The sequence below is a fragment of the Rhizobacter sp. genome (genome assembly GCF_031412075.1).
In the GTDB taxonomy this organism is placed as follows: Bacteria; Pseudomonadota; Gammaproteobacteria; order Burkholderiales; family Burkholderiaceae_C; genus Rhizobacter.
Window position 1 is genome coordinate 1 of sequence record NZ_JANOCG010000233.1, and the last position, 16242, is coordinate 16242.

A 16242-nucleotide genomic window follows, 5' to 3' on the forward strand; every position below is an offset into this window, starting at 1 on the left:
AGTCGATGGCACGCGTGTGGCTCACCGAGTCGAGCTCGTTCATCTGCTTGCGGAACTGGGTGCGCCAGTTGGTCACCGTGATGGTGAAGGTCACGTAGACCACCAGCGCGGCAATCGTGATCCAGGCGAACCAGGCGTCGAACTTCACCGCCAGCAGGGTCAGCACCATCGCCACCTCGATCAGCGTGGGCACGATGCTGTAGAGCGAGTACGAGATCAGCGAGTGCACGGCGCGGGTGCCGCGCTCGATGTCGCGCGTCATGCCGCCGGTCTGGCGCTCCAGGTGAAAGCGCAGGCTCAGCGAATGCAGGTGGCGGAACACGTTGAGAGAGATGCTGCGCGCCGTGCCTTCGGTGGCTTTTGCGAAGATCAGCTCACGCAGCTCGGTGAACAGCGAGGTGCTCAAACGCAAGCCGCCGTAGGCGAGCAGCAGGCCGAAAGGCACCACCATCAAGGCCTGCACGTCACCCGGCTTGAGCGCGAGGCTGTCGACCAGCGATTTCAGCAGCAGCGGCACCCCCACGTTGGCCACCTTGGCGCCCACCATGAAGGCCAGCGCCAGCACCACCCGCCAGCGGTATTGCCACAGGTAGGGGAAGAGCTTGCGCAGCGTGCTCCAGTCGGTGCGGGGAGCGGGTGCGGCGCCCGGCGTGTCGGGCGCGGGGGCAGTGAGCGAATCAGAAGCGCGGCGCATGGGCTGCGAGTGTGCCAGCACGAGACTGAACCACAATCACGCCCAACCCCTTGCATCACCCCACCACAAAAAAGAGGCTCCCCATGAGCAACCCCTTTGAACCCACCGTCTCGCTGCCCACCGATCGCGACCTGGTGATGCGCGTGATGCCCATGCCGGCCGACGCCAACGGCAATGGCGACATCTTCGGCGGCTGGATCATGGCCCAGGTCGACCTGGCCGGCTCGGTGCTGCCCAACCGCATCGCCAAGGGCCGCATCGCGACCGTGGCGGTGAACCAGTTTGTTTTCAAGCAGGCGGTGTCGATCGGCGACCTGCTGAGTTTTTACGCGCGGGTGGAGCGCATCGGCCGCACCTCGGTCACGGTGCACGTGGAGGTGTACGCCGAGCGCAACCCGGCCAACCTGCAAGTGGTCAAGGTGACCGAGGCCAACCTCACCTATGTGGCGATCGACATGCAGGGCAAGCCGCGACCGCTGCCCACCAGCGCTACAGCTTAGGCTGCTTGCGCCGCGTCGGCGTTGTCTCGGGAAGCCGCGGCACGATCTCGTTGGCGATCATGCCGGCCAGTTGTTCGGCCCACAGCGCATACACGGCGGGGCCGGGGTGGAAGCCGTCTTCGGCCATCAGCACGCTGCTGTCGGCCGGCTGGTCATTCTCGAAGGGCAAGGGCAGCCACCAGCGCTCGGGCCATTGTTTGACCCATTCGCTGAGTTCGCGGTTGTAGCGCTGCGCGTCGCTGCCGAGCACCCAGCGCAAGGGGTTGGGCAACAGCGGGAACGAATGGATGGGCGGGATGCCGCTGTGCACGATGTGCTTCACACCGGCACGGCGGGCGGCAGCGCGGTCGAGCTTGTCGAGCCGCGACAACCACACCTTGGGGGCCACCTGGGCCACCACGTCGTTGAGGCCGAGCGCGGTCACCATCACATCGGCCGGGTGCAGGTTCATCTTGCGCACCGCCGTGAGCGACACACGCGTGGTGTCGCCACTGCGGGCGATGAGCTGCCACACCACCGAGCCACCCAGGCGCTGTGACAGCGCTTCACTCAAGCGGCCCGCGAGGGCCTGGGTCTGGTTCTTGGCGCCGACGCCGGCGGCCGACGAGTCGCCGACGATGAGGATGCGCAGGCAAACCTTGCCACTGCCTGCGACGCCCTCACGCGGGCCTTCTGCCTCCGGCAGACGCAAGGCATTGCGCCGAACCTGCCGGCCCTGCCACAGCAGGATCGGCAGAAGGCCGATCTTGACCAGCGTGAGGAGCCAGGGAGTCAAGAAAACTGAGTGAAATCGGGCTTGCGCTTCTGGAAGAAGGCGCTGAAGGCTTCCTTGGCCTCCGGGCTGGTCAGGCGCTCGGCGAACACATCGTTCTCACTGTCGATGGTCTTGTGCAGCTGGTCGGCCACCGTGCCGCGCATCAGCTTCTTGCTGGCGCGCACGGCGCCCGGCGGCAGCGCGTTGAAGCGCTCGGCCACGCGGCGCGCATGCGGCGCCACCTCGGCCGCCGGCAACACGGCGTTGGCAATGCCGCACTCCACCGCCTCGGCGCCGGTGAACGGGTCGCCCAGCAGCAGCTTCTCGGCGGCCTTGCGCTGGCCCATCAGTTGCGGGACCAAATGGCTGGACGCGAACTCGGGCACCAGGCCCAGGCTCACGAAGGGCATCACCAGGCGCGCTTCGTCGGAGACGTAGACAAAATCGCAGTGCAGCAGCAGCGTGGTGCCGATGCCGATGGCCGCGCCGGTGACGGCGGCGATCACCGGCTTGTCGCAGGCGATCAGCGCGTTCATGAACACCCGCGCCGGCGAGACCGACACGCTGCCCGAGCGCTTCATGAAGTCTTCGAGGTCGTTGCCCGAGGTGAAGATGCCGGGCTGGCCGGTGATCAGCACGCTGCGCACGGCGCCGTCGGCCATGGCGGCGTTCAGGGCTTCGGCCATTGCCACGTACATGGCGCCGGTGAGCGCGTTCTTCTTTTCGGGGCGGGCGATCTCGATGGTGTAGACGCCGTTCAACAGCGCGGTCTTGATGGTCATGGTGTCTCCTGTCGGGTGCTTCAAGCGGAAGTATGCAATGCGAGCCACTGCGACACCTGCGGCCACAGCGTGGGCGCAAAGCGCTGGCGGAAGAAGCCGAAATGGCCGATGCGCTTCGCACCCACGTCTTGCGGGGCGATGCGGCGCATGTCGCGCGGGGCAGCGGCATAGAAGGCATGCATGTCGGTGGTGTTGCGGGCCGACATGTACTCGTCGTCGGTGAACGACAGCGACAGCATCGGCGTGGTGATGGCGGCGTAGTCGGACCGCATCTTCTCTCCGCCCACCCCCACCAGGTAGTCTCGGTTAAGACAGGCGCGCCGCCACTGCGCCATCACGCCCAACGGGAGGTCACCGACCTTGCGCAGGCGCTTGCCGGGAAAGTAGCCATACAGCCTCATGGCAAGTGGCGCCATCACGAACCACAGCCACCACACATAGGCGCGCGCCTTGGCCGCGTTGCGCAGCCAGTAGCCGGTGCCCACGCCGATGGTGACCACTCGCGACACACGATCGCGGTTGGGCACCATGCCGAAGATCTGACCGCCCAGGCTGTGGCCCAGCCAATGGATGGGCGTTTGACGCGAGACCTGGGCGTCGAGCCAGGCCAGCGCGGCCGAGGTGTCTTGCTCGGCCCAGGTGTTGATGTCGGCCCCCAGGCCGCGCAGCGAATGTTTCATCTGCGCGGGGCGCGAAGCGCCCATGCCGCGGTAGTCGAAGGTGAAGACCGCGTGACCCTGGGCCGCGAGCCATTCGGCGAACGCGGCGTAGAAGCGCTGCGGCACGCCCATCGCGGGCACGATCAGCAGCGCTGCGTGGCAAGCGCCTGGGTCACCGTACAACTGGCCGTGCAGCGTGAAGCCGTCGGCTGCCTGGAACACGATGGAGCCCATGGCGCCCTCCTCGATCAGACGCGTTCGAAGATGCCGGCTGCGCCCTGGCCCGTGCCCACGCACATCGTGACCATGCCGTACTTCAGGTTGTGGCGGCGCAGGGCGTGCACCACGGTCGCCGCGCGGATGGCACCGGTGGCACCCAGCGGGTGGCCAAGCGCAATCGCGCCGCCCATCGGGTTGACCTTGGACGGGTCGAGTCCGAGGGTGTTGATGACGGCAAGCGACTGGGCCGCGAAGGCTTCGTTCAGCTCCATCCAGCCGATGTCTTCGTGCTTCAGGCCGGCGTAGCGCAGTGCGGCGGGAATCGCTTCGATCGGGCCGATGCCCATCACCTCGGGCGGCACGCCGCGTGCGGCGTAGCTGACGAAGCGAGCCAGTGGCTTGAGGCCGAATTGTTTGACGGCCTTTTCGCTGACGAGGATCAACGCGCCGGCGCCATCGCTGGTCTGCGAGCTGTTGCCTGCGGTGACGCTGCCCTTGGCCGCGAACACCGGGCGCAGCTTGGCCAGGCCTTCGAGCGAGGTGTCGGCACGGGGGCCTTCGTCGAGCTTGACGGTGCGAGTCTTGGTGCCTTGTTCGCCCGTGGCGAGATTCGGGAAACGATCCACGATGTCGATCGGCGTGATCTCGTCGCTGAACTCACCGGCGGCTTGTGCCTTCAGGGCGCGCAGGTGCGATTCGAGTGCAAAGGCGTCTTGCGCTTCACGGCTGATCTTCCACTTCTCGGCGACCTTCTCGGCGGTGAGTCCCTTGCCGTAGGCGATGCCGACGTGGTCATCTTTGGCAAACACCGCCGGGTTGAACGACGGCTTGTTGCCACCCATCGGCACCAGGCTCATCGACTCGGCACCCCCGGCGATCAGCACATCGGCCTCGCCGACGCGAATGCGGTCGGCCGCCATCTGGATCGCCGTCACGCCCGAAGCGCAGAAGCGGTTGACCGTCACACCACCGATCGGGTTCGGGAAGGCCAGGCCCACGGCGATGCGCGCCATGTTCATGCCCTGCTCGCCCTCGGGGAAAGAGCATCCGATGATCGCGTCTTCGATGGCGGCGGGGTCGAGCCCGGGCACCTGCTTCATCGCGCTCAGGATGGCGGCGACCAGCAGGTCATCGGGGCGGGTGTTCTTGAAATAACCACGGCCCGAGCGGCCGATGGGCGTGCGGGTGGCGGCGACGATGTACGCGTCTTGAACTTGTTTGCTCATGTTCTGTGCTCCGATCAGTTGCGAACCGGCTTGCCGGTGGACAGCATGCCCATGACTCGCTCTTGCGTTTTGGGGTGTTCGAGCAAGCCGCAGAAGTGCTTGCGCTCCAGCGACATCAGGTATTCCTCGTTGACCAAGGAGCCAGCATCGACGTCACCACCGCAGACCACATCAGCGATCAGCGCGCCGATGTAGAAGTCGTGCTGGCTGATGAAGCCGCCGTCGCGCATGTTGACCAGCTGCGCCTTGATGGTGGCGATGGCGTTGCGGCCCGCCACCGGGAACAGCGACTTGGCCGGTGCGCGGTAGCCGCTTTCGAACATGCCCTTGGCCTGTTGAATGGCAACGTGCAGCAGCTCGTCCTTGTTGGGAACGATCACGTCGCTCCACAGCAGGTAACCGAGCTTGCGGCTCTCGATGGCACTGGTGCCCACCTTGGCCGTGGCCGCAGCGGTGAAGCCTTCGGTCGCAAACTTCATGATGTCGGCGTTGGCATTCGCAGCCGTTGCCATCTCGGCGGCACGGCGTGCGACGTAGGTCAGGCCACCACCACCCGGGATCAGGCCCACGCCCACTTCCACCAGGCCCATGTAACTTTCCATCGCGGCCACGCGCTTGGCCGAGTACACGGCCAGCTCGGCGCCACCGCCGAGTGCAATGCCGCGGATGGCTGACACCACCGGCACCGCCGCGTAGCGGATGCGCAGCATGGTGTCTTGCAGTTGTTTCTCCACCGGGGCGATGCCCTTGGCACCGCTCTTCATGAAGACGGGCATCAGCGCCTCGAGGTTGGCACCGGCCGAGAACACGTCGTCCGGCGACCAGATCACCAGGCCCTTGTACTTGGCTTCGGCGATGTCGACGGCCTTCGAGAGGCCTTCGATCACCAGCGGGCTGATCAGGTGCAGCTTGGCAGTGATGCTGGCGATCAGCACTTCACCGTCCAAGGTCCAGACGCGCACTTCGTCGTTCTTGAACTCTTGCGTGCCCGACTTCAGCGGGTCGGTGGCGCCCGAGCCGAACAGCGTCTCGGGGAAGTGCTGGCGCTCGTACACCGGCAGCGTGCTGCGCGGCAGGTACTTGTTTTGCGACGCGCTCCACGAGCCTTCGGCAGTGTGAACGCCATCGCGGCCGTCAAAGACCCACGCGGGCAGAGGCGCCTTGCTCAACGCCTTGCCAGCATCGATGTCGGCCTTGACCCACTCGGCCACCTGCTTCCAGCCGGCTTGTTGCCACAGCTCGAACGGGCCCTGGTTCATGCCAAAGCCCCAGCGCAGTGCGAAGTCGACTTCGCGTGCCGAGTCGGCCACGTCGGCCAGGTGCACGGCGGCGTAGTGGAAGCCGTTGCGCAGAATCGCCCACAGGAATTGCGCTTGCGGGTTGGTCGATTCGCGCAGCAGCTTCAGGCGGTCGGCCGGCGCTTTCTTGAGCATGCGGGCGACGATCTCGTCGGCCTTGCCGCCGGCGGGCACGTAGTCGCCCTTGGCGGGGTCGAGGCGCAGGATGTCCTTGCCCACCTTCTTGTAGAAGCCGCCGCCGGTCTTCTGGCCCAGTGCGCCCTTGGCGATCAGGCCCGCCACCGCGGCCGGTGTGGCATAGGCGGGGTAGAAGGGGTCGTCCTTCAGGTTGTCTTGCAGCGTCTTGATGACGTGGGCCATGGTGTCCAGGCCCACCACGTCGGCGGTGCGGAAGGTGCCGCTGGAAGCGCGGCCGAGCTTCTTGCCGGTGAGGTCATCGACCACGTCATAGCTGAGGCCGTAGTTCTCGGCTTCCTTGATCGTGGACAGCATGTTGGCGATGCCGACACGGTTGGCGATGAAGTTGGGCGTGTCTTTCGCGCGCACGACACCCTTGCCGAGCGCGGTGGTGACGAAGCTCTCCAGCTGGTCGAGGATCTCGGGGCGCGTGCCCGGTGTGGGGATCAGCTCCACCAGCGTCATGTAGCGCGGCGGATTGAAAAAGTGGATGCCGCAGAAACGCGGCTGGATCTCGGCCGGCAGCACCGCGGCCAGCTTGGTGATCGACAAGCCCGAGGTGTTGCTCGCCACGATGGCGTGCGGGGCGATGAAGGGCGCGATCTTGGTGTAGAGGTCGAGCTTCCAGTCCATGCGCTCGGCAATGGCCTCGATGATCAGGTCGCAGTCTTTCAGCAGCTCGCTGTGCTCTTCGTAGTTGGCTTGCTGAATGAGGGCCGCGTCTTCAGGAATTCCCAAAGGGGCAGGGCTCAGCTTCTTCAGGCCGTCGACGGCCTTCGTCACGATGCCGTTCTTCGGGCCTTCCTTGGCCGGCAGGTCGAACAGGATCACGGGGACTTTGACGTTGACCAGGTGCGCGGCGATCTGCGCACCCATCACGCCGGCGCCGAGCACGGCGACCTTGCGAACATTGAATCGGCTCATTGTTTCTCCTAGGGATTTTTCGATCTGAGACTGAGAGTCAGTCGGCTTTGTGCCAAGTCTGCGAACGGCCGAACATCGGAGCTCCGATGTAGCCGCGCACCTCCAGCTTTTTGCCGTCTTCGCTGGGCTTGAGCCGCAGCTTGTAGGTCTTGCCGTTGGCGGGGTCGAGGATGGTGCCGCCATCCCACAAGCCATCGGTCTCGGCGTTCTTCTTGATGCCACGGATGATGGTCATGCCGACGATGGGCTTGCCCTTGTCGGCACCATTGCAGTCGTCGCACAGCGCATCGGGCTTGGCATCGGCGCCGAGCAGCTTCTCGATGCGGCCGGTGATCACGCCGTTCACCTCGGTGATGCGCACATGCGATCGCTCCGCCTTGGTCGAATCGTCGATCGTCTTCCACAAGCCGGCCGGCGACGCTTGCGCTGCGGCGTTGAACATCACAAACGAGGCGCCCAGCGCCATCAGCACTCGTTTCATCGTCTCTCCTGGTTTTTTGTTGTCGAGGGCAAAGTCAACTCAGAACAAAGCTTCTTCCATCTCCATCAGCGGCGCCAAGCCCGCACGCGCGGTGCGGATCAGCGAGGCGGTTTCGGGCAGCAGCTTGGCGAAGTAGAAGCGCGCCGTCGCCAGCTTGGCCTTGTAGAACGGGTCACCCGAGGCTTGTTTCTCCAACGCGACCTTGGCCATGCGAGCCCAGAAGTAGGCAAACACCAAGTGGCCGGCCACACGCAGGTAATCGACCGCGGCGGCACCCACTTCGTCTTGGTTGCCGAAGGCCTTCATGCCCAGCTCGGTGGTCAGCTTGGTGAGCTTGTCGCCCAGGTCGGCCAGCGGGTTGATGAACTCCTGCATCGCCTCGTTGGTGCCTTCGTCTTCAACAAACTCCTGCACGATCTTGCCGAACTTCTTCAGCTTGGCGCCGTTGTCACCCAGCACCTTGCGGCCCAGCAGGTCGAGCGACTGGATGGTGTTGGTGCCTTCATAGATCATGTTGATGCGGGCATCGCGCACGTATTGCTCCATGCCCCATTCCTTGATGAAGCCGTGGCCACCAAAGACCTGCATGCAATGCGAGGTGGCGATCCAACCGTTGTCGGTCAGGAAGGCCTTGATGATGGGCGTGATCAGCGCGACCAGCTCACCACACTCCTTGCGCACGTCTTCGTCGTCGCTGCCGAGTTCCTTGTCGAGCTGCAGCGTGGTCCACATGGCCAGCGCGCGGCCACCTTCGGCATACGCGCGGGCGGTGAGCAGCATCTTGCGCACGTCGGGGTGCACGATGATCGGGTCGGCTGGCTTGTCGGGTGCCTTCACGCCGGAGAGCGAGCGCATCTGGATGCGGTCTTTGGCGTAGGCCACGGCGTTCTGGTACGCCACTTCGGTCAAACCAAGCGACTGCATGCCCACACCCAGGCGGGCGGCGTTCATCATCACGAACATGGCAGCCAGGCCCTTGTTGGGCTGGCCGACCAGCGTGCCAACGGCGTTCTCGAGCACCAGCTGCGCGGTGGCGTTGCCGTGGATGCCCATCTTGTGTTCGAGGCCGGCGCAGAAGATGCCGTTGCGCTCGCCGATGCTGCCATCGGCCTTCACGTTGAACTTGGGCACGACGAAGAGCGAGATGCCCTTGGAGCCGGCCGGTGCATCGGGCAGGCGCGCCAGCACGAGGTGGACGATGTTTTCGGCCATGTCGTGTTCGCCGGCCGAGATGAAGATCTTGGCGCCGTTGATCTTGTAGGTGCCGTCGCCCACCGGCTCGGCCTTGGTGCGCAAGAGGCCGAGGTCGGTGCCGCAGTGCGGCTCGGTCAGGCACATGGTGCCGGTCCACACGCCGCTGGTCAGCTTGGGCAGGTAGGTTTGCTTCTGCGCGTCGGTGCCATGGGCATGCAGCGCTTCGTAAGCGCCGTGCGACAGGCCGGGGTACATGGTCCAGGCCTGGTTGGCCGAGTTCAGCATTTCGTAGAAGCACTGGTTGACCACGCTCGGCAGGCCCTGGCCACCGAAGGCCGGGTCGCAACCCAGTGCGGGCCAGCCGGCTTCGACGTACTGCGCATAGGCTTCCTTAAAGCCCTTGGGCGCGGTCACTTCGTGCGTGGTCTTGTTGAGCGTGCAGCCCTCTTCGTCACCGCTCTGGTTGATCGGGAAGATAACCTGAGACGCAAACTTGCCGCCTTCTTCAAGAATGGCGTTGATGGTGTCGGCGTCGATGTCGGCATGTGCCGGCAGCGCCTTCAGCTCCTCGACCACATTGAGCACTTCGTGCATCAGGAACTGCATGTCGCGCAACGGAGGGGTGTATTGGGCCATCGTGGACTCCTTGAATGTTGGAAAGGAAACTGGGTAAAAGGGTTATCAGCGGCTTATCGGCGCACGGCGCGCGGGGCTTGACGGGGCGCGGTCGCCGCCACTTCGCCGGGCGTGGCGTAGTAAGCGACGACACGCTCGAAGCCGTTGCGCGCCCGATCGAGCACGCCAGGCAATTTAAGGAAACGCGCGTCGTGGTGCACCGCCAGGATGTGGCCGTGGATCTCGAACAGCATCTGCAGCGGGTCGGTGTCTTCGCGCAACTGGCCTTCAGCGATCGACATGCGGATGGCGCGCTCCAGCGCCAGGTGCCAGGCGCGCACCATGGTCACCAGCGCATCGCGCACCGGGCCGGGCCGGTCGTCGAACTCAACCGCGCCGCTGATGTAGATGCAACCCGAATCGACTTCGACCGACACGCGCTTGATCCAGCGCTCGAACAACGCACGCAGGCGCGGCAGGCCACGCGCTTCGCGCAGCGCGGGGAAGAACACTTCTTCTTCGAACTTGGTGTGGTACTCGCGGATCACCGAGATCTGCAACTCTTCGCGCGAGCCGAAGTGGGCAAAAACGCCCGACTTGCTCATGTGCATGACCTCGGCCAGTGCACCGATCGACAAACCTTCCAGCCCCATGTGCGAGGCCAGGCCCAGCGCGGCTTCGAGAATGGCGGCGCGTGTCTGCTGGCCCTTTTGCATGTGCTTGGGGTTCTCGCGAACGGGCTTCTGGGCAACACTCATGCGGTGGTTTGCGGCAAGGCAAATAAAACGAACGATCGTTCTATTCTTACCGAGTTTTGCCGACGGTGGGGCCTGTTTTCAGCCTCGTTTGCCACCTTTTTTCTAGGTTTGCTTGCCTAGACACCCAGGTAGACCAGGGTTAACCCTCGATTTCAAACGACAAAGGATGCGCGCATGAAGATCACCGTGGTCGGCCTGGGGGCCGTGGGGGGCTTGATCGCCGCCCGCCTGGCGCTGGCGGGCCATGCGGTGAACGCCATCGCACGCGGGGCCACCCTGAGCGCTGTGCGTGCAAACGGCCTGCGGCTGCGCATGGGCGGGCAAGAGCAGCTGGCGCGTATCCACGTGGTGGACGACGCCGCGTCGCTCGGCCCGCAAGAGCTGTTGGTGATTGCGCTCAAGGGCCAGGCACTGCCCGCGCTCGCACCCACACTGCGGCCATTGATCGGCGAGCACACGCTGGTGATGCCGGCGATGAACGGGGTGCCATGGTGGTTCTTGCAGACACCCTCGCTGCGCCAGCGGCTTTCACCCGATCAGCTGCAGCTCACGAGCGTTGACCCGCAAGGCACGGTCGCCGCCGCCCTGCCCTTGGCGCAGGTGCTCGGCTGCGTGGTGCACCTGACTTGTTCGCAGCCCGAGCCGGGTGTGGTGGCGCATGGGTTTGGCGAGCGTTTGATCGTTGGCGAGCCCGTGGGCCAGATCAGCGAACGGGTTCAGCGTGTGGCTCAAGTGCTGGCCAGCGCCGGCTTCCAGGCCGAGCCGAGTGATGACATCCGCCGCGACATCTGGTTCAAGCTGTGGGGCAACATGACGATGAACCCGGTGTCGGCGCTTACCGGCGCCACAGCCGACCGCATCCTCGACGACCCGCTGGTGAGCGGCTTCATGCTGCGCACCATGGCCGAAGCGGCCACCCTCGGCGCGCACTTAAGTTGCCCGATCCAGCAATCGGGCGAAGAACGACACGCCATCGCGCGCCAGCTCGGCGCCTTCAAGACCTCGATGCTGCAAGACAGCGAAGCCGGCCGCTCGCTCGAGATCGACGCGCTGATCGGGGCCGTGCACGAGATCAGCACGAAGCTCGGGCTGGCCACGCCGCACATCGATGCCTTGTTCGGTCTCACCCGCTTGATGGCGCAGACACGCGGGCTCTATCCGCCCGAGCTGTGATGCAGTGATGACAATGTGGCGCCATCGCCGCTCCGCGCCGCGCCACGCTTGAGCGAACCGCGCGGAATGGATTACTCTCCGTACAAGGAGATTGATCCGTGGAAGTGCTGCAACTTGATGTTTCTGGCCGCCCGCAATCGTGGATCTCGGCCAAGGAAGCGGCGGTCCTTTACGCCAGTGATGGCGTAGCCTGGACGCTCGGCGACGCGTTTTACGTGCTGCGCGGTGGCATGCAGCGCCGTACCGGCTTGCAATCGCGCATCGAGGTGCACCCGATCATTGCGGTGCGCGGCGCCGTCCCCAGCCGCGCTTGGCGGCAGACGCCGGCGCTCTCCAACCCCAAGCTCTTCAACCGCGACCGCCTGGTCTGCGCTTATTGCGGCGGGCGTTTCCATGTGGACGACCTCACGCGCGAGCACATCGTGCCCACCTCGCGCGGTGGCCACGACACCTGGATGAACTGCATCACCGCCTGCCGCGCCTGCAACGGCCACAAGGGCAACCGCATGCCCGAAGAGGCCAACATGTCGCTGCTGTACCTGCCGTATGTGCCGAGCCTGCACGAAGACATGATCCTGCGCGGGCGCCGCATTTTGGCGGACCAGATGGAGTTCTTGCTGGCCAGCGTGCCGAGACACAGCCGCCTGAGGGTCTAGGCGGTCAACGTCGCCAGTTCAGCTTCGACCTGTTCGGCGTCGATGAATTGAATGGCGTGCCAACCGTGCGCTCGCGCCACCGCGACATTCTTGGCCACGTCGTCGATGAACACCGTCTGCGCCGGGTCGATGCCGAAGCGTTCGATGGCCAAGGTGAAGATCTCGGGTTCGGGCTTGATCAGCTTGACGCGCGACGAGAACACCCCATCGACAAAACGCGAGAAGAACGCGTGCGTGGTTTCCAGGTGCACCGCGTAGGGCTCGGGCATGTTGGACAGGAAGTACAGGCGATGGCCGCGGTCGTGCAAACGGTGCAGCAGGTCGACGGTGGCTTTCTGCACTTCCAGCTCACACGGCACGGCATCGATCACGGCCTGCACTTCTCCGAGCTCGAAACCCAGGCGCTGCGCGATCAAGGGCGCGAGCTCGGGGATCTCGATGGTGCCGCGGTCGAAGCGGCCCCAGTCGCCCTGGTAGTTCTGAAAGAAGTCGAGCACCAGTTGCTGGGCCGCCGCTTCGTCCACCACACGGTGCGGCAAGGTACGACGCAACAGCTCCGCCGGCCGCCACTGGAACACCACGCCACCGAAGTCGAAGACGATGTTCTTCATGCGCTGAGCCGCCGCATCAGGCCGGCGGTCGAGCCGTCGAGCCCGGTCAAATCGCCCGAGCTGAGGCGCGGCAGCAGGTCGTTGCACAAGACCTTGCCCAGCTCCACGCCCCACTGGTCGAAGCTGTTGATGCCCCACAGCGCGCCGCTCACGAACACGCGGTGTTCGTAGAGCGCGATCAGCGCGCCCAGGCTGCGAGGCGTGAGTTCGTCCAGCAGCAGCGTGGTGCTCGGCCGGTTGCCGGGGAAGCTGCGGTGCCGCGCCACGGTCTGCGCGTCGAGCGCCTGGGATGCCGTGGGCGCCGTCTCGCTCAAGGCCTGCGCCGTGCTCTTGCCGACCATCAGCGCCTGGCTTTGCGCCAAACCATTGGCCAGCAGCTTGGTGTGCAGCTCGGGCAAGGTATGGGTGGGCCGCTTGACCAGGATGAACTCGACCGGGATCACCTCGGTGCCCTGGTGCAGCATCTGGAAGTAGGCATGCTGGCCATTGGTACCCGGCTCCCCCCACACCACCGGGCAGGTGGCAAAGGGAAGCGACTCACCCGCGAGGTCGACACACTTGCCGTTGCTCTCCATCTCCAGCTGTTGCAAGTAAGCCGGCAGGCGCTTCAGCCCCTGGTGGTAGGGCGCGACGCTGCGGCTGGCAAAGCCGTGGAAGTTGCGGTACCAGATGTCGAGCAGGCCCAGCAGCACCGGCAGGTTCTGCGCCAAAGGTGCTTGCGCAAAGTGGCGGTCCATCGCGTGAGCACCGGCGAGCAGGGCGCGAAAGTTGTCGGCGCCGATGGCCAGCGCGATCGGCAGGCCGATGGCCGACCACAGCGAGTAACGCCCGCCCCCCCAATCCCAAAAACCAAAGGTGGTGCGGATGCCGAACTCGGCCGCGGCAGCAACATTCGTGGTGGTGGCCACGAAATGCTTGTCGATGTGGACACCACCGTGGGCCAGAAACCAGGCGCGTGCCACTTCGGCATTGGCCAGCGTCTCCTGCGTCTTGAAGGTCTTGCTGGCGATCACGAACAGCGTGTCGGCCGGGTTCAGGCCGCGCAGCACCGGCGTGATGTCGTGGCCGTCAACGTTGGAGACGAAGTGAAACGTGAGCCCCCGGTGGGCGAATGCGTCGAGTGCCGGCACCACCATCTGCGGCCCGAGGTCGCTGCCGCCGATGCCGATGTTGACGACGTGGCGGATGCCGCTGCGCGCGGTGTCGCGCACGCTCTCGGCGTAGGCCAGCATGCGGTCGAGCACGTCGTGGATCTCGGTGCTGAAAGGGCCCTCGCCACGCGGTGCCCGCAGCGCGGTGTGCAGCACGGCGCGGCCCTCAGTGAGGTTGGCCACGTCACCGCGCAGCATGGCGTCGCGCCAGGCTTCGAGCTGGCATTCGCTCGCCATGTCGAGCAGGAAACGCTGGGTGGCGATGTCGATCAGGTTCTTCGACAGGTCGGCAAACACCTCGGGGGCTTCGACGGCCAGGCTGCTGAAACGCCCGGGGTCGCGGGCAAAGGCCTCGCGCAGGTCGAACTCGCGGCCATGGGCTTCGTAGTGGCCCTTCAACGCAGCCCAGGCCTGGGTGCGATCGCAGCGCGGTGCGTTCACTTCAAGCCCTCAATGATCTTGTCGAGCTTGATCGCGTCGGCGGCAAAAGCGCGTATGCCCTCGGCCAGCTTCTCGGTGGCCATGGCGTCTTCGTTGAGCGCGTAGCGGAAGCTCGCTTCGTTGTAGGTGATGGCGTGGATCGGTGCACTCTTGGCGGCCGCGGGGTCGAGCGCACGCACCAGCGGCGCATCGGCCGCCTGCAACTGCGCCAGCAGCTCGGGGCTGATGGTCAGCAGGTCGCACCCGGCCAGCGCAAGGATCTGACCCGCGTTGCGAAAGCTCGCGCCCATGACCTCGGTGTCGATGTCGAACTTCTTGTAGTAGGTGTAGATCTGCGCCACCGACTTGACGCCGGGGTCGTTGGGCCCGGCCTTGGCGGCTTCGTCCCACGCGGCGCCGGCTGACTTTTTGTACCAGTCGTAGATGCGGCCGACGAAGGGCGAGATGAGCCGCACGCTGGCTTCACCACAGGCCACCGCCTGGCAGAACGAGAACAGCAGCGTCAGGTTGCAGCAGATGCCTTCGCGCTCAAGAATGCGCGCCGCCTGGATGCCTTCCCTGGTGGCGGCAATCTTGATCAGCACCCGCTCGCGGCCGATGCCCTGCGCTTCATACAGCGCCATGATGCGGCGCGCCCGCGCCACGGTGCAGGCGGTGTCGAAGCTCAGCCGCGCATCGACCTCGGTCGACACCCGGCCCGGCACCACTTTCAGTATCTCGAGGCCGAAGCGCACCAGCACCTCGTCGACCACTTCTTCGAGCTTGCGGCCTCGGTGCGCTGCCACGGTTTCGGCCAGCAGCGGCGCGTAGTCGGGCTGCTGCACGGCCTTGAGGATCAGCGAGGGGTTGGTGGTGGCGTCTCGCGGGGCGAACGCGGCCAGCTGTTTGAAGTTTCCGGTGTCCGCCACCACGGTGGTGAACTGCTTGAGTTGGTCGAGTTGGTTCATGGTGAAGCCCTGGGCCCGGTGATGCGGCAATGCGGCGATGCGTGATTAGAACCCGAGCATGTGACGCAATTCGATTACCCGAGCGCGCGGTTTGACGCATCGGTGAAACTTATGCATCATTATGAGTGAAACAAAATTACATTCACTGAGGCACAAGGGCGCAATGTCATTCGATCTTGTCTTTTTTGGTGGCACCGGCGACCTCACCTGGCGCAAGCTCATGCCCGCGCTGTTCCAGGCCTTTCGCCACGGCAAGCTGCCCGCAGGTGGGCGCATTTTGTCGGTGGCGCGCGATGAGCAGGACGACGCCAAGTACCGCGGCTGGCTGAAAGAGCGCTTTCAGGAGGTCGAAGGTGCCAAACGCCCGAGCGACGAAGAGTTCGCGCGTTTCGCCGAGATGCTGCACTACCTGCGCATGGACCTCTCGCAGCCGGCCGTCTACGGCAAGCTCAAGTCGTGGCTGGAAACTCGTAACGCCGACACGGCGGTGCTTTACCTCGCCACCAGCCCGCACTTGTTTCCGCAGATCTGCGCCCAGCTGGGCGCCGCCGGGCTCAACGGCCCGAAGATCCGCGTGGTGCTGGAAAAGCCGCTTGGCCACGACCTCGCCAGCGCACAAGAGATCAACACCGTGGTGCGCGCCTCGTTCAGCGAAACGCAGGCCTTCCGCATCGACCACTATCTGGGCAAGCCCTCGGTCCAGAACCTGATGGCGCTGCGCTTTGGCAACGCCCTCTTCGAGCCGCTGTGGCGGCGCGAGAGCATCGCCAACATCCAGATCACGCTGGCCGAGAGCCTGGGCGTGGGCACGCGCGGCGACTTCTACAACCGCACCGGCGCTCTGCGCGACATGATCCAGAACCATGCGCTGCAGCTGCTGACCATGGTGGCGATGGAGCCCCCGCCCAGCCACGACGCCGACGCCATCCGCGACGAAAAGCTCAAGGTGCTGCGCTCGCTCAAGCCCTTCACCGAAGAGACG

At 65.2% G+C, this 16242-nt stretch carries 16 protein-coding genes; 4 read left to right on the forward strand and 12 right to left on the reverse strand.

What is annotated here, in order from left to right; translation table 11 throughout:
• Positions 1-694 (reverse strand): ABC transporter transmembrane domain-containing protein (locus tag RMO40_RS08160; RefSeq protein WP_309718867.1); only part of this gene is annotated, 694 nt, incomplete at its 3' end.
• An 83-nt stretch (positions 695-777) separates the two neighbouring features.
• Here RMO40_RS08160 and RMO40_RS08165 point away from each other — a divergent pair.
• Positions 778-1194, forward strand: a complete 417-nt coding sequence (locus RMO40_RS08165) for an acyl-CoA thioesterase (RefSeq protein ID WP_309718870.1) — start codon at positions 778-780, stop codon at positions 1192-1194.
• Here RMO40_RS08165 and RMO40_RS08170 read toward each other — a convergent pair.
• The 8 genes from RMO40_RS08170 to RMO40_RS08205 are packed head-to-tail and all read right to left on the reverse strand — an operon-like array spanning position 1184 to position 10281.
• On the reverse strand, positions 1184-1969 hold the full coding sequence (locus RMO40_RS08170; protein WP_309718872.1) for a GDSL-type esterase/lipase family protein: 786 nt from the start codon (positions 1967-1969) through the stop codon (positions 1184-1186). The genes RMO40_RS08165 and RMO40_RS08170 overlap by 11 nt on opposite strands.
• A complete protein-coding gene (locus RMO40_RS08175; protein WP_309718875.1) occupies positions 1966-2730 on the reverse strand; it encodes an enoyl-CoA hydratase in 765 nt (254 codons plus the stop codon). Before RMO40_RS08175 ends, RMO40_RS08170 begins: the two co-directional genes overlap by 4 nt.
• Positions 2731-2750: 20 nt before the next feature.
• Complete coding sequence (locus RMO40_RS08180) at positions 2751-3623, reverse strand: alpha/beta fold hydrolase (protein ID WP_309718878.1); 873 nt, start codon at positions 3621-3623, stop codon at positions 2751-2753.
• A gap of 14 nt (positions 3624-3637) precedes the next feature.
• Positions 3638-4834, reverse strand: coding sequence for an acetyl-CoA C-acyltransferase (locus RMO40_RS08185; RefSeq protein WP_309718881.1), 1197 nt, complete (start codon positions 4832-4834; stop codon positions 3638-3640).
• A 14-nt stretch (positions 4835-4848) separates the two neighbouring features.
• The gene (locus RMO40_RS08190) at positions 4849-7233 is read right to left on the reverse strand and encodes a 3-hydroxyacyl-CoA dehydrogenase NAD-binding domain-containing protein (protein WP_309718884.1); all 2385 of its coding nucleotides are present in this window, start codon (positions 7231-7233) and stop codon (positions 4849-4851) included.
• A 37-nt stretch (positions 7234-7270) separates the two neighbouring features.
• Positions 7271-7714, reverse strand: coding sequence for a DUF2147 domain-containing protein (locus tag RMO40_RS08195; protein ID WP_309718887.1), 444 nt, complete (start codon positions 7712-7714; stop codon positions 7271-7273).
• Positions 7715-7753: 39 nt separating this feature from the next.
• Positions 7754-9544 carry an acyl-CoA dehydrogenase C-terminal domain-containing protein gene (locus RMO40_RS08200; protein WP_309718890.1) on the reverse strand — a complete coding sequence of 597 codons (1791 nt, stop codon included), beginning with the start codon at positions 9542-9544 and terminating at the stop codon, positions 7754-7756.
• Positions 9545-9597: 53 nt separating this feature from the next.
• Positions 9598-10281, reverse strand: coding sequence for a TetR family transcriptional regulator C-terminal domain-containing protein (locus RMO40_RS08205; protein ID WP_309718893.1), 684 nt, complete (start codon positions 10279-10281; stop codon positions 9598-9600).
• A 174-nt stretch (positions 10282-10455) separates the two neighbouring features.
• Between RMO40_RS08205 and RMO40_RS08210 the strand changes: the two genes are divergently transcribed.
• Positions 10456-11454 carry a 2-dehydropantoate 2-reductase gene (locus tag RMO40_RS08210; RefSeq protein WP_309718896.1) on the forward strand — a complete coding sequence of 333 codons (999 nt, stop codon included), beginning with the start codon at positions 10456-10458 and terminating at the stop codon, positions 11452-11454.
• A gap of 98 nt (positions 11455-11552) precedes the next feature.
• Positions 11553-12110, forward strand: a complete 558-nt coding sequence (locus tag RMO40_RS08215) for an HNH endonuclease (protein WP_309718899.1) — start codon at positions 11553-11555, stop codon at positions 12108-12110.
• Here the strand turns inward: RMO40_RS08215 and RMO40_RS08220 are convergent.
• The 3 genes from RMO40_RS08220 to tal are packed head-to-tail and all read right to left on the reverse strand — an operon-like array spanning position 12107 to position 15260.
• On the reverse strand, positions 12107-12721 hold the full coding sequence (locus tag RMO40_RS08220; protein WP_309718902.1) for an HAD family phosphatase: 615 nt from the start codon (positions 12719-12721) through the stop codon (positions 12107-12109). The genes RMO40_RS08215 and RMO40_RS08220 overlap by 4 nt on opposite strands.
• The gene (pgi, locus tag RMO40_RS08225; RefSeq protein WP_309718905.1) at positions 12718-14313 is read right to left on the reverse strand and encodes a glucose-6-phosphate isomerase; all 1596 of its coding nucleotides are present in this window, start codon (positions 14311-14313) and stop codon (positions 12718-12720) included. The genes RMO40_RS08220 and pgi overlap by 4 nt, the downstream gene beginning before the upstream one ends.
• Positions 14310-15260 carry a transaldolase gene (gene tal, locus RMO40_RS08230; RefSeq protein WP_309718908.1) on the reverse strand — a complete coding sequence of 317 codons (951 nt, stop codon included), beginning with the start codon at positions 15258-15260 and terminating at the stop codon, positions 14310-14312. Before tal ends, pgi begins: the two co-directional genes overlap by 4 nt.
• 163 nt (positions 15261-15423) lie before the next feature.
• Here tal and RMO40_RS08235 point away from each other — a divergent pair.
• Positions 15424-16242, forward strand: an 819-nt coding sequence (locus RMO40_RS08235) for a glucose-6-phosphate dehydrogenase (RefSeq protein ID WP_309718911.1), incomplete at its 3' end; no start/stop codon positions are given.

Bases quoted from the DNA above. Each gene is read 5' to 3' on its own strand.
- RMO40_RS08165 (WP_309718870.1), top strand. From the start codon at position 778: ATGAGCAACCCCTTTGAACCCACCGTCTCGCTGCCCACCGATCGCGAC.
- RMO40_RS08175 (WP_309718875.1), bottom strand. From the start codon at position 2,730: ATGACCATCAAGACCGCGCTGTTGAACGGCGTCTACACCATCGAGATC.
- RMO40_RS08180 (WP_309718878.1), bottom strand. From the start codon at position 3,623: ATGGGCTCCATCGTGTTCCAGGCAGCCGACGGCTTCACGCTGCACGGC.
- RMO40_RS08185 (WP_309718881.1), bottom strand. From the start codon at position 4,834: ATGAGCAAACAAGTTCAAGACGCGTACATCGTCGCCGCCACCCGCACG.
- RMO40_RS08190 (WP_309718884.1), bottom strand. From the start codon at position 7,233: ATGAGCCGATTCAATGTTCGCAAGGTCGCCGTGCTCGGCGCCGGCGTG.
- RMO40_RS08195 (WP_309718887.1), bottom strand. From the start codon at position 7,714: ATGAAACGAGTGCTGATGGCGCTGGGCGCCTCGTTTGTGATGTTCAAC.
- RMO40_RS08200 (WP_309718890.1), bottom strand. From the start codon at position 9,544: ATGGCCCAATACACCCCTCCGTTGCGCGACATGCAGTTCCTGATGCAC.
- RMO40_RS08205 (WP_309718893.1), bottom strand. From the start codon at position 10,281: ATGAGTGTTGCCCAGAAGCCCGTTCGCGAGAACCCCAAGCACATGCAA.
- RMO40_RS08210 (WP_309718896.1), top strand. From the start codon at position 10,456: ATGAAGATCACCGTGGTCGGCCTGGGGGCCGTGGGGGGCTTGATCGCC.
- RMO40_RS08220 (WP_309718902.1), bottom strand. From the start codon at position 12,721: ATGAAGAACATCGTCTTCGACTTCGGTGGCGTGGTGTTCCAGTGGCGG.
- tal (WP_309718908.1), bottom strand. From the start codon at position 15,260: ATGAACCAACTCGACCAACTCAAGCAGTTCACCACCGTGGTGGCGGAC.